Raw genomic sequence first — 12,080 nt, 5'->3', positions numbered from 1 at the left:
GGAATATCAGGGGGAACGGCGGACATGAAGGCGTCCGTGTCCGGGAAGGGAACCGGTGGCGGGGAGTCCCGCGCCGTGCGGGGCGGCGCCGGGTACCGGTCAGATCGGCGACAAAGTACCACAGAGCCGGGTCTTCGACCTGCAGTGGAGACCCCGCCCCTTTTCTCCCCCATCCCGACGGGGACGCCCCAAGCCGAGAACAACACGCCGAGGATCGACATCTCACACGATGCGGGGGATCGGGTGACAACCTAAGGGTTGAGGACACCGTTGACCGGGGCGGGACGGGGAAACCGATGAACGACGACAACGGGGGACGGAATCGACCGGGCGACGGCGAGTTCCGCCGTGAGCGGTCCCGGCCGATCCCGCCCGGCGACCGGCGCTCCTCCCGGTCCGGCCGGATCACCGTGCCCTCCCCCGCCGTCCGCCGCCGCCGCGCGGGCCTGGTCGTGATGTCGGTCCTGTCCGTGCTGGTCCTGCTCGCCTCGGGGACCTCCTGGGCGATCACCGGGTGGATGTCGGGCACCCTCAACCGCTTCGACGTCTTCGGCGGCCTGGCCGACGGGGACCGCCCCGAGGAGACCGGCGGGCTGACGTTCCTGGTCATCGGCTCCGACAGCCGCGAGACCCTGGCCGAGGAGGACCGCAGCGCGCTGAGCGTGGGCTCCACGCCCGGGCGCCGCTCCGACACGATGATGCTGGTCCGGCTCAACCACGAGCGCGACCGGATCACCGTCGTCGGCATCCCCCGCGACCTGTGGGTGGACATCCCCGGCGAGGGCGAGGACAAGATCAACGCCGCCTACGCCTACGGCGGCCCGCAGCTGGCCGTGCGCACCGTGGAATCGGTCACGGACGTGCGCGTCGACCACTACGTGGAGGTCGACTTCTCGGGGTTCGTCGGCGTGGTCGACGCGCTGGGCGGCATCGAGGTGTGCCTGCCCGAGGCGATCGACGACCCCAAGGCCCACCTGGACATGGCGGCGGGCACCCACCGGGTGGACGGCACCGAGGCCCTGGCCTTCGCCCGCACCCGGGCCACCCCGCGCGGCGACCTGGACCGCATCGACCGGCAGCAGCAGGTGCTGGCGGCCATGCTGGACCAGGCGCTGAGCAGCGAGACCCTGTCCGACCCCGGCAAGCTCACCGCGTTCCTGGACAGCGCCCTGTCGTCGGTGACCGTCGACGAGGGGCTGGACACCTCCACCATCAACGAGCTCGCCTACCAGATGCGCGACCTGGACATGGCGGCGGTGACCTTCGCGCAGGTGCCCATCGCCGACATGGACTTCTGGACCCCGCGCGGCGACGTCGCCCTGCTGTGGGACGAGCCCGCCGCCCGCGACCTGTTCGCCGACATCAACGCCGACCGCCCGATCACCGGGCCCTCCGACGAGCCCTCCGCACCGGAGGAGGAAGCGGCGGAGCCCGTCCCGGCCGACATCCGGGTGCGGGTGTTCAACGGCACCGGCACCCCCGGGCTGGGCGCCTCCCTGGACGGCTCCCTGGCCGGCGCCGGGTTCCAGGTGCCCGACCCCGCCTCCGACTGGAGCAGCCGGGACGTGCCCGCCACCCAGGTCCGGCACGGCGCCGGCGACGCCGCGGCCGCCGAGTACGTGGCCGGGACGATCCCGGGCGCCGAGGTGGTGGAGGACACCACCCTGGACGGCGAGATCCAGATCGTGATCGGCTTCAACTACACGACGTTCAACGCTCCGGAGGTCGAGGCCCCCGAGCCGGAGGAGTCCCCCTCGGCCGGGGACGCCCCGCTGACCACCTCGACCGCCCGGGACAACATCTGCGGGTGATCCCCGCGAAGGAAGGTGCTCCCGTGCTCCGCCACCTGCTCGGCCTGCTGGTCGGCATCGCCCTGGCCCCCCTGCTGTGGATCGCCGTGTCCTGGTCGGCGGGCGAACTCCCGGGGCTCCTGGAGGGCGGTGTGTCGGTCGCCGCGGTCGCGGCCGCGGTGCTGCTGGTCCTCGTCGGCTTCGCCTGCGCGTACCTGGCCGCGGCCCGGGTCTCGCCGCTCACCGCCGGGGCCGCCGGGCTGCCGCTGGCCGCACTGGCGCTGTGGCCCGCGGTGCACCCGGCGTCGCTCGCGTCGGCGCTGTCCTGGCTCAATCCGGAGAGCTTCGTGTACCCGGGCGGGCCCGGGGTGTCCGTGGCGCTGCCGCTGGGCGCGCTGCTGCTGTTCTCGGCCGCCCTGCCGGGCCGCTGGCGCTCCCCCGCGGAGGCCGGGCCCGCCATGATGGCCGCCCCCTGGGAGCGCGTGCACGGGCCCCGGGAGGAGCTGCCGGAACCGCCGGTCGGCGACACCGTGCCCGAGGTCCCCGGCCGCCGGACCGCGACCGAGGTCTGGGAGCCGCGGGAGGGCGATCCGGCCAGGACGACCACGCCGTTCTCCCGGGGCGAGGGCGGGTGGACACCGCTGGACGGGGAGTCCGGGCGCCGGGATTGAGGCGCTCCGGGGCCCTGTGTCCGGTACCGGGTGCGCACCGGTAACCTGAGCGCCTGATGTGTTCACGCCCTGTTCGGGTACGGGCCATGTCCCGGAGCGTAGGGTGAGGCTCCGCGTGCGGGTCTCCCCCGACGCCGACTCATGTCCGTCTTTCCGCCCTCCCCCGGGTGCTCACCGCCACGAGCGGGAACAACCATGGGATACGGGCGCGGACGAAAGCGAGGAAGGACTCAACCAGTGATCGAAGCGGACCGTATGCGCGTCTCCGTCATCGGTACCGGTTACCTGGGCGCCACCACAGCGGCCTGCCTGGCCGAACTGGGGTTCGAGGTGCTGGGCCTGGACGTCGACGAGGCCAAGATCGAGATGCTCCGCTCCGGTCGTGTGCCCTTCTTCGAGCCCGGGCTGGAGGACCTGGTGGTCTCGGGTCTGGAGTCCGGGAGACTGCGCTTCACGACCTCGTTCGCCGAGGTCGCCGAGTTCGCGGACCTGCACCTGATCTGCGTGGGCACACCGCAGAAGGACGAGTCGGGCGCCGCGGACCTGAGCTACGTGAACTCCGCCGTGGACCGGCTGGCGCCGCACCTGAGCCGCCCCGCCGTGGTGGTGGGCCGCTCGACGGTGCCGGTGGGCACGGCCGCGACCCTGGCCGCCCGGCTGGCCGCGCTGGCGCCCGCGGGCGAGGAGGCCGAGCTGGGCTGGAGCCCGGAGTTCCTGCGCGAGGGCTTCGGTGTGGAGGACACCCTGAGGCCCGACCGGATCGTGCTGGGCACCGACTCGCCGCGGGTCGAGAAGGCCGTGCGGGCGCTGTGGCACAAGCAGATCGACGGCGGCGTCCCGTTCCTGGTGACCGACCTCCAGACCGCCGAGCTGGTCAAGGTGGCGGCCAACGCCTTCCTGGCGACCAAGATCTCTTTCATCAACGCGATGGCGGAGGTGTCGGAGGTGGCCGGGGCCGACGTCATCCAGTTGGCGCAGGCGCTGTCCTACGACGACCGCATCGGCGGCAAGTTCCTGGGCCCGGGCCTGGGCTTCGGCGGCGGCTGCCTGCCCAAGGACATCCGCGCGTTCATGGCCCGCGCCGACGAGCTGGGCGTGGAGCCCGCGCTGTCGTTCCTGCGCGAGGTGGACGCCATCAACCAGCGGCGCCGGGCGCGCACCATCGACATCGCCCGCCAGCTCATCGGCGGCGGTTTCGCGGGCAGCCGCGTGGCGGTGCTGGGGGCGGCCTTCAAGCCCAACTCCGACGACATCCGCGACTCGCCCGCCCTGGACGTGGCCGCCACCATCGCCTCGCTGGGCGCGCAGGTGACGGTGTACGACCCGGCGGCGCTGGAGCGGGCCCGCGCGGCGCACCCGGAGCTGAACTACGCCGACTCCATGCGCGGGGCGGTCACCGACGCCGACGTGGTGCTGCTGCTCACCGAGTGGGCGGAGTTCCGCGAGGCCGACCCGGACGAGCTGGGCCGCCTGGTGGCGCGCAAGCGGATCGTGGACGGGCGCAACGCCCTGGACCCGACCTTCTGGCGGGCCTCGGGCTGGACCTACCGGGCGCTGGGCCGCCAGTAGCCCCCTCCTTCTCCACACGGTGACGGCCGGGACCCCGCGGGGTCCCGGCCGTCACCGTTCCCGGTCCCGCCACGGATGCGACCCGGATACGACCCGGGCATGCTTGACTACTCTCCGTATGCATTCCATGGCGTTCGGCCGCGTGCCGTGCGTCGGTGACGAACGGAGTCCGACCGGTGAACTTCCGCCTGGCCGCGGGGGCGGCAGCCCTGGCCCTGCTCGCGGGGGCCGCCCCCGCCCACGCAGCCCCCTCGCCCTCCTCCGGGGCCCCGGCCCTCCCCGCCGACTGCCCGGTGCTCGACCCGCCGCCCACCGCCGATGACCTGGAGAGGTACCTGTGCGGGGACCGCCGCCTAGGGCCGGCCGAGCTGCCCGACCAGGGACCGGTCGCGGAGCTGCTGGAGGACTACGACCGGCTGGGAGGGCTGTCCCCGGCCGGGTTCATCGACCGGTGGTGGGGGCCCGACGGCTGGGAGTACCCGGACCACATGGGCTTCGAGGTGGTGGACGGCGAGCCGGTCACCGACATCACCGTCCTTCCCGAGGGCTGGATGCTGGACCGGTTCGGGTCCGCCCGGGGCACGTTCCTGGCGCCGGCGGGCGCCCCGTACGCGCAGCGGGCGCTGCCGCCGGACTCGCTGAACACCTGGCCGGACGGCCCCGAGAACAACTACACCTGCTTCGAGGTGTCGGCGGAGCTGACCGTGCTGACCGGCCCGATCGCCCCGCACTTCGAGCAGCCGGGCGGCGGCGAGCAGGTGCTGGTCCCGGCCGGGGAGCTGCCCGAGCCGGTCGAGGGCGAGTACGCCCGCGTGAACGAGCTCCTCGACCTGGGCTACCTGGAGAGCCGCCCGGTCGAGGAGTGCGCGGCGTTCACCGGCTACACGGTCTCCTGAGCCCGCTCCCCCGGGGCCGGCTCCCCGGTGCCCGGGGGGAGGCGGCGCAGGGCCACGGCCACCACCGCGGAGACGGCGGCCAGGACCGCGGCGCCGGTGAGGGCCGCCGTGGTGAACCCCGAGGTCTGCGCGGCGAAGGCGAGCTCCAGCAGGGCCCCGGGGTCGGGCGCCGCGGGGGCCCCGGCCACCGCTCCGGCGACGGTCTCGGCGGCCGGGCCGGTGGCTCCCCCGGCCAGCATGGCGTCGCGGTAGACGCCCGCGGCCGCCGTGCCCAGGACGGCGATGCCAAGGGCCGCACCGAACTCGGTGCTCGTCTCGGAGATTCCGGCCGCCGCCCCCGCGCGCTCGGGCGGGGCGGAGGCCAGCACGAGCGTGTTGGCCAGGGTGGCGACCACGCCGACGCCGAGGGTGATCACGGTGTATCCCGCGATGAGCACCCACAGGGAGGTGTCCGCCTCCAGGCTCGCGACGGTGCCGAAGCCGGCGGCGCCCGTCGCCAGGCCGCCGGCCATCAGGAACCCGGGGCGGACCCGGTGGGCGAGGGTCCCGGCCAGGACCGCCCCCAGCAGGGTGCCGACGAAGACGGGCAGTGAGGACAGCGCGGCGACGAGGGGGCTCAGCCCGTGGACCGTCTGGAGGAAGGTGAAGGTGAGCGCGCCCATCCCGGCGGCGGCGAAGGAGACCGCGGTGTTGCCGCCGACGGCCGCGGCGAACGTCGGGCGGGCGAACAGGCCCACGTCGATGAGCGGGTGGGCGGAGCGGCGCTGGCGGACGACGAACAGCACCAGGAACAGGGCGCCCGCCGCCAGGGAGGCGGCTGCGTAGGGGTCGGCCCCGTGTTCGGCGAACCGTTTGACCGCGTTGACCAGGCCCAGCACCGCGACCAGCGAGGTGGCCGCGCCGAGGAGGTCGAATCCGCCGGGGCGGGGGTCGCGCGACTCCGGGATCAGGAACGGGGCGCCGGCCAGCAGCAGCGCCATGAACGGCAGGTTGACCAGGAACACCGAGTTCCACGGGAGGAACTCCAGCAGCGCCCCGCCGAGGATGGGTCCCAGGACACTGCCCCCGGTGAAGGCGACGGTCCAGGCGCCGACCGCGGTGGCCCGCTGCCGGGGGTCGGCGAACAGGGAGCGGATGAGGGACAGCGTGGAGGGGGCGAGGGTGGCGCCGGCGGCGCCGAGCAGGACCCGGCCCGCGATGAACCAGCCGGCGCTGTCGGCCAGGGCGAGCAGCGCGGAGGCCGCGCCGAAGAGCGCGGCGCCGGCGAGCAGGAGCCGGCGGCGGCCGATCCGGTCGCCGAGGGAGCCCATGGCGACCAGGAGGCCGGCGAGGACGAAGCCGTAGACGTCCAGCATCCACAGCCACTGGGTGGCCGTGGGGGCCAGGTCCTCGGCGATGGCGGGCGCGGCCACGAAGAGGATCGACAGGTCCATGGACACGAGCAGGGCCGGGATGAGCAGGAAGACCAGCCCGGCCAGGGCGCGCGCGGCGCGGGGAGGGTGTTCGGTCGTCATGGCTTTGATCGTACGTACGTCAAAATCTCGCGTCAATATGTACGTACGTCTAAAAATGCTAGGCTGCACCCATGAGTCAACGTGAGGACCTGCTCGCCGGAGCGCGGCGCTGCCTGGTCGAGAAGGGCTATGCCAAGACCACGGCGCGCGACATCGCGGCCGCCTCGGGCGCGCACCTGGCCTCGATCGGCTACCACTTCGGCTCCAAGGACGCGCTGATGAACGCCGCGGTCCTGGAGGCCAGCGGCGAGTGGGGCGACGTCTTCACGCGGGCGGTCCGCGCCTCCCGGGCCGAGGCCCCCGAGGACCGGATGCGGGTCCTGCTCACCTCGCTGCTGGAGACCCTCCCCGAGCAGCGCGACCTGCTGGTCTCCAGCGTCCAGGCCTTCGGCCAAGCCCAGTTCGACGAGTCCATGCGGGCCGCCCTGGCCGCCGGGATCGACGAGGGCCGCCGGGAGCTGGCCGCGCTCGTCCTGGACCTCCCCGCGGACGGGATCGACCCGGCCGTCGTCGCCGGGGTGGGCTCCGTCCTCTACAACCTCGTGGCCGGCTACGTGCTCCAGTACCTGGTGGCCCCCGACTCCCTGCCCACCGCCGAACAGGCGCTGGCCGGGCTGCGCGCCCTCACCGCGCCCTCCTGAGGGCCCGGGCGGACCCGGGACACGGCGGCGCCCCGGTGCCCGTTCGGGCACCGGGGCGCTCGGTCTCCGTCCTACAGGCCGAATCCGGCCGGCCGGGAGCCCTCGGCGACCTCGCGGCGCAGCCGCTCGCCCTTGGCGTGCGCCTGCTCGCGCAGCTCCACCTGGAACTCCGCCATCTTCTCCGCCAGCGCGGGGTCGTGCACCGCCAGCATCCGCACCGCCAGCAGGCCCGCGTTGCGGGCGGCGCCCACGGCCACCGTCGCCACCGGCACCCCGGCGGGCATCTGCACGATGGACAGCAGCGAGTCCATCCCGTCCAGGTACTTGAGCGGCACCGGGACGCCGATGACCGGCAGCGTCGTCACCGAGGCCAGCATGCCCGGCAGGTGGGCGGCCCCGCCCGCCCCGGCGATGATCGCCTTCAGGCCCCGGCCCGCCGCGTCGGCGCCGTAGGACACCATCTCGTGCGGCATCCGGTGCGCCGACACCACGTCGGCCTCGAAGGGGACGCCGAACTCGCGCAGGGCCTCGGCCGCCTCCCGCATCACCGGCCAGTCGGAGTCCGAGCCCATCACGATGCCCACCACGGGGTCCTTGCTCACTGGTCGTCTCCTCGCAGGTAGTCGGCGGCGGCGCGGGCCCGCTCCAGCAGGTCGCGGTGGTCGTCGCCGGTCACTGTCACATGCCCGATCTTGCGGCCCGGACGCACGTCCTTGCCGTAGAAGTGGATCTTGATCTCGGGGTCGGCGGCCATCACGTGCAGGTAGCGGCGGTAGACCTCGGGGTCCTCGCCTCCCAGCAGGTTGGCCATGACGGTGTAGGGGGCGTTGGTGCGGGGCGAGCCCAGGGGCAGGTCCAGCACGGCGCGCAGGTGCTGCTCGAACTGGGAGGTGCGGGCGCCCTCGATGGTCCAGTGGCCGGAGTTGTGCGGCCGCATCGCCAGTTCGTTGACGACCACGCCGTCGGCCGTCTCGAACAGCTCCACCGCGAGCACGCCGGTGACGTCCAGGGCGTGGGCGATCTCGATGGCCAGCTGCTGGGCGCGGGTGGCCTTCTCCTCCGGCAGGCCCGGGGCCGGGGCGATCACCTCGTGGCAGATGCCGTCGCGCTGCACGGTCTCCACCACCGGGTAGACGGCGACCTGCCCGTGCGGGGAGCGGGCCACCTGGACCGCGAGTTCGCGCTCGAACGCGACCTTCTCCTCCACCAGCAGCGGGACGCCCTCGGCGGCCGCGCGCTCCACGACCCCGGCGGCCTCGGCGGCGTCGTCCACCACCCAGACGCCCTTGCCGTCGTAGCCGCCGCGGGCGGCCTTGAGGACGGCCGGCCACCCGGTCTCGGCGGCGAACGCGGTGACGTGCTCCGGGGAGGAGACGGCGCGCCAGCGCGGGGCCGGGGCGCCCAGCTCGGTGAGGCGGGTGCGCATGCGGAGCTTGTCCTGGGCGAAGCGCAGCGGGTCGCGGCCCGGGCGCAGCAGGCCGCCCTGCTCCTCCACCGCGCGCAGCACCGGCTCGGGGACGTGCTCGTGGTCGAAGGTCACCACGTCGTTGGCCTTGGCGAAGGCCAGGACGTCGTCGAGCCCGCGGTCGTCGCCGAGGGTGACGTTCCCGCACACCAGGGCGGCGCTCTCGGCGGGGCCGGTGGACAGGATCCCGAAGTCCACCCCCAGTGCGATCGCGGCCTGGTGGGTCATGCGGGAGAGTTGCCCCCCTCCCACCATTCCCACGCGGGGGACGGTGCGGTTACGCTCGCTCACAGTTCCTCAACTCATCTGCTCGAACCGCGGTGACGGGACGGCTCCGCGCACGACGGAGCCTGGCCGGAACGGCTCGGAACCCGCGGCCGGGGTTGCTCCTACCCCCGGTCAGAAGTCTAGGGTGTGCCCGGGGCCCCGCCCGAGCCGCCCCGTCACCCCAGGTGATCCCCACTCCGGAGGCCCCGTGCGCGCGTTCCCGACCCGGCACCCGCGGCTCGCCGCGCTCATCGCCCAGCTGGGCAAGTTCGGCTCCGTGGGGGCCGTGGCGTACGTGGTGCAGCTGGCCGTCACCAACCTCCTCTGGGAGACGGCGGGGATGGCCGCGCTGCCCGGGCAGGTCCTGGGGACGCTGGTGTCGATCGCGGTGGCGTTCGTGGGGAACCGGTTCTGGACGTTCGCCGACCGGGCCCGGACCGGGTACGGGCGGGAAACGCTGCTGTTCCTGGCGATGAACGGGGTGGGGCTGCTCATCCAGTTGGGCTGCCAGGCGTTCTCGGTGTACGTGCTGGGGTTCGACGACCCGCTGTCGCGCAACATCGCGGGCAACGTGGTGGGCGTGGGGCTGGGCACGCTGTTCCGGTTCTTCTCCTACCGGACGTGGGTGTTCCCCGAGCGGCCCGCCGGGGTCCGGGAGAGCGCCTGAGGGGTCAGGCCGCGGCCAGGCGGCCCACGCCCGCGCGGCGCGCCGCCCGGCGCACCAGCAGGACGTAGAGCCCGGTCTGGGCGGCGGTGAGCACCAGCACCAGCGGGGTCCCCGTCCCCGGGGCCAGGCCCGCGCCCAGGACGACGCCGGTGCCGATGGCGGCGATGCCGCCCGCCAGGACGGTGAGGGTGAACTGCACCATCGCGGCGACCACGTGCAGGCCGATCGCCGCCTCCAGGCCGCCGGTGCGCCAGGTCAGCCAGGACAGCGCCAGCCCGAGCACCGCCAGGGCGGCGATGGTCCAGGGCTGGTCCTGGTGGGTCGAGGCGTACATGGCGGGGAACAGCGTGCTCCCGGCCAGGATCGCGGGCCAGGGCGAGCGCAGGACGCGGGCGACCGGGCCGGAGCCCCGGGGCTCGTCCGGGCGGGCGCCCAGCGCGCCCACCAGCTGCATGACCAGGCCGCGCAGGGTGAGTTCCTCGGCCAGCGACTGGAACGGCACCAGCAGGACGATGACCGCCAGCGCGGCGACCAGGACCCGGCCGCTCCCCGCCGCCCCGGCCGTGACCGGGACCGCGTCGAACCGGTCGGCCAGCAGGACGTAGGCGGCCGTGCTCAGCACCACCGGGACGACCGCCAGGGCCGCGCAGCGCAGCAGCCAGCGGGTGCGGGTGCGCCCCGCCACCGACATCAGCGAGCCCACGCGGCGCCACTGCACCACCCGCACCAGGAAGACGACGATGGGGATGAACAGGGCCGAGCTGAGGAGCCCGAAGGCGAGCCCGGCGATCTCGCCGACCTTCACCGACTCCGGGGCCAGGCCGCTGCCGCCCAGCACCGCGACCAGGGTGACGGCCAGCGCCATCGCCACCCACAGGAAGAACATCAGGACACCGAGCACCGCGAGGGTCAGCAGCGGCGTCCACCAGCGGTACCACGAGGTCCGCCCGAGCCTGTGATAGGGCTCACCCTCCGGCGCCGCGGCGGGGGCGTACGGGTGCGCCCGCTTGGTCCGCACCGGGCTCGGGGGCGGCCATGCCCACACGCCGTGGCCGGCGTTCACCGCGGGATGCCCCTCGGGCGGGGTCAGCCGCCCTCCCCCGGGCGGCCCCGCCCAGGTCTGCTCCTGGGCATGGGTCCGCGACGCCTGCCCCTCCTGCCCCTGCGGGGCGGCGGGCCAGGACGAACCCGGCGGTGGCGGAACATTTCCCATCGTGCGCTGAGATTACTATCCGGCCATGTATTGCCTGCGTTAAGTCCGTGCCGTTATCGGCCGGTCACGGTGCGGATCCGGTCGGGCCGCCCCGGAAGGGCATGCGGGCCCGGCATGGAATAGCGGGGCGAACCCCCCTCGTTGGAATGAACGGTCCGTTGTGGCAGACCACGGACCGAGTACCCCGTCCCGCTGACCTACGATTGAGCACATGTCCTCCACACCAACCACCGATCAGGTGCACAAGGCCCTGGCCACGGTGCAAGACCCGGAGATCCGCCGTCCCATCACCGACCTCGGAATGGTCAAGAGCGTCGACATCGGCGACGACGGTTCCGTGCACGTCGGCATCTACCTGACGGTGGCCGGGTGCCCCATGCGTGGCCGTATCGAGAAGGACGTGACCGAAGCGGTGACCAAGGTCGCCGGGGTCACCTCCGTGCGCGTCGAACTCGACGTGATGAGCGACGAGCAGCGCAAGGAGCTGCAGACCAAGCTGCGCGGCGGCCAGGCGGAGAAGGAGATCCCCTTCGCCAAGCCGAACTCGCTCACCAAGGTCTTCGCCGTCGCGTCCGGCAAGGGCGGGGTCGGCAAGTCGTCCGTCACCGTCAACCTCGCGGCGGCCATGGCCGCCCAGGGGCACAAGGTCGGCGTCGTCGACGCCGACATCTACGGGCACTCGGTGCCCCGCATGCTCGGCGCGTCGGACTTCCCGACCAAGGTCGAGGACATGATCATCCCGCCGACCGCGCACGACATCAAGGTCATCTCGGTCGGCATGTTCACCCAGGGCAACACCCCGGTGGTGTGGCGCGGGCCGATGCTGCACCGCGCCCTCCAGCAGTTCCTGTCGGACGTGTACTGGGGCGACCTCGACGTCCTGCTCATGGACCTGCCCCCGGGCACCGGCGACATCGCCATCTCCGTGGCGCAGCTGCTGCCGACCGCCGAACTGCTGGTGGTGACCACCCCGCAGCAGGCCGCCGCGGAGGTCGCCGAGCGCGCCGGCTCCATCACCGCCCAGACCCACCAGCGGGTGGCGGGCGTGATCGAGAACATGTCGTACTACGAGCACGGCGGCGAGAGGATCCCCCTCTTCGGCGAGGGCGGCGGGCAGACCGTCGCCGACGCCCTGGGCCGCACGCTGGGCACGAACATCCCGCTGCTGGGCCAGATCCCGCTCGACACGCGCCTGCGCGAGGGCGGCGACGAGGGCAGGCCGCTGGTCCTGACCGACCCCGACGCCGAGGCGTCCAAGATCATCGACTCGATCGCCGACAGCCTGGTGGGCCGCCCGCGCGGCCTGGCCGGGATGCAGCTCGGCATCTCCCCCATGCGCAGGTAAGAGGGCGGGGAGGACGTGGGGAGGCCCCCGGGTGCGCGCACC

The 12,080-nt window shown here is 73.7% G+C and carries 11 protein-coding genes; 7 read left to right on the top strand and 4 right to left on the bottom strand.

Annotated elements, in window-relative coordinates:
* Nucleotides 1–296: 296 nt before the first annotated feature.
* The 4 genes from KGD84_RS05130 (at nt 297) to KGD84_RS05115 (ending at nt 4,926) form a co-directional block, all read left to right on the top strand.
* On the top strand, nt 297–1,811 hold the full coding sequence (locus KGD84_RS05130; RefSeq protein WP_220564951.1) for an LCP family protein: 1,515 nt from the start codon (nt 297–299) through the stop codon (nt 1,809–1,811).
* On the top strand, nt 1,808–2,461 hold the full coding sequence (locus KGD84_RS05125) for a YIP1 family protein (RefSeq protein ID WP_338151204.1): 654 nt from the start codon (nt 1,808–1,810) through the stop codon (nt 2,459–2,461). Before KGD84_RS05130 ends, KGD84_RS05125 begins: the two co-directional genes overlap by 4 nt.
* A gap of 237 nt (nt 2,462–2,698) precedes the next feature.
* Entirely contained in the window at nt 2,699–4,030 is a 1,332-nt protein-coding gene (locus KGD84_RS05120; protein ID WP_220564949.1) for a UDP-glucose dehydrogenase family protein, read from the top strand.
* Between the two features lie 155 nt (nt 4,031–4,185).
* Nucleotides 4,186–4,926 carry a TNT domain-containing protein gene (locus tag KGD84_RS05115; RefSeq protein WP_255647060.1) on the top strand — a complete coding sequence of 247 codons (741 nt, stop codon included), beginning with the start codon at nt 4,186–4,188 and terminating at the stop codon, nt 4,924–4,926.
* On the opposite strand, the gene KGD84_RS05110 is transcribed toward KGD84_RS05115, so the two are convergent.
* Nucleotides 4,911–6,440 carry an MFS transporter gene (locus KGD84_RS05110; RefSeq protein WP_220564948.1) on the bottom strand — a complete coding sequence of 510 codons (1,530 nt, stop codon included), beginning with the start codon at nt 6,438–6,440 and terminating at the stop codon, nt 4,911–4,913. The genes KGD84_RS05115 and KGD84_RS05110 overlap by 16 nt on opposite strands.
* Before the next feature lie 71 nt (nt 6,441–6,511).
* Between KGD84_RS05110 and KGD84_RS05105 the strand changes: the two genes are divergently transcribed.
* Complete coding sequence (locus KGD84_RS05105; protein WP_220564947.1) at nt 6,512–7,081, top strand: TetR/AcrR family transcriptional regulator; 570 nt, start codon at nt 6,512–6,514, stop codon at nt 7,079–7,081.
* Nucleotides 7,082–7,152: 71 nt separating this feature from the next.
* Here the strand turns inward: KGD84_RS05105 and purE are convergent, their stop codons facing one another.
* Nucleotides 7,153–7,653 carry a 5-(carboxyamino)imidazole ribonucleotide mutase gene (gene purE, locus KGD84_RS05100; protein WP_220565545.1) on the bottom strand — a complete coding sequence of 167 codons (501 nt, stop codon included), beginning with the start codon at nt 7,651–7,653 and terminating at the stop codon, nt 7,153–7,155.
* Between the two features lie 26 nt (nt 7,654–7,679).
* A complete protein-coding gene (locus KGD84_RS05095) occupies nt 7,680–8,837 on the bottom strand; it encodes a 5-(carboxyamino)imidazole ribonucleotide synthase (RefSeq protein ID WP_220564946.1) in 1,158 nt (385 codons plus the stop codon).
* Nucleotides 8,838–9,021: 184 nt separating this feature from the next.
* On the opposite strand from KGD84_RS05095, the gene KGD84_RS05090 reads away from it, so the two are divergent.
* Entirely contained in the window at nt 9,022–9,480 is a 459-nt protein-coding gene (locus KGD84_RS05090) for a GtrA family protein (protein ID WP_220564945.1), read from the top strand.
* A gap of 4 nt (nt 9,481–9,484) precedes the next feature.
* Here the strand turns inward: KGD84_RS05090 and KGD84_RS05085 are convergent, their stop codons facing one another.
* The gene (locus KGD84_RS05085) at nt 9,485–10,693 is read right to left on the bottom strand and encodes a CPBP family intramembrane glutamic endopeptidase (RefSeq protein ID WP_220564944.1); all 1,209 of its coding nucleotides are present in this window, start codon (nt 10,691–10,693) and stop codon (nt 9,485–9,487) included.
* Nucleotides 10,694–10,904: 211 nt separating this feature from the next.
* Between KGD84_RS05085 and KGD84_RS05080 the strand changes: the two genes are divergently transcribed.
* Nucleotides 10,905–12,038, top strand: coding sequence for an Mrp/NBP35 family ATP-binding protein (locus tag KGD84_RS05080; protein WP_220564943.1), 1,134 nt, complete (start codon nt 10,905–10,907; stop codon nt 12,036–12,038).
* The last annotated feature ends 42 nt before the right edge of the window (nt 12,039–12,080 follow it).

The organism is Nocardiopsis changdeensis (assembly GCF_018316655.1).
Lineage (GTDB): Bacteria > Actinomycetota > Actinomycetes > Streptosporangiales > Streptosporangiaceae > Nocardiopsis > Nocardiopsis changdeensis.
Note: the sequence above shows the minus strand (reverse complement) of the source record. Positions and strands in the feature narration are given on the sequence as shown.

Coding starts and splice junctions, on each gene's coding strand:
- purE (WP_220565545.1), bottom strand. CDS start 7,653: ATGGGCTCGGACTCCGACTGGCCGGTGATGCGGGAGGCGGCCGAGGCC.
- KGD84_RS05105 (WP_220564947.1), top strand. CDS start 6,512: ATGAGTCAACGTGAGGACCTGCTCGCCGGAGCGCGGCGCTGCCTGGTC.
- KGD84_RS05080 (WP_220564943.1), top strand. CDS start 10,905: ATGTCCTCCACACCAACCACCGATCAGGTGCACAAGGCCCTGGCCACG.
- KGD84_RS05085 (WP_220564944.1), bottom strand. CDS start 10,693: ATGGGAAATGTTCCGCCACCGCCGGGTTCGTCCTGGCCCGCCGCCCCG.
- KGD84_RS05110 (WP_220564948.1), bottom strand. CDS start 6,440: ATGACGACCGAACACCCTCCCCGCGCCGCGCGCGCCCTGGCCGGGCTG.
- KGD84_RS05130 (WP_220564951.1), top strand. CDS start 297: ATGAACGACGACAACGGGGGACGGAATCGACCGGGCGACGGCGAGTTC.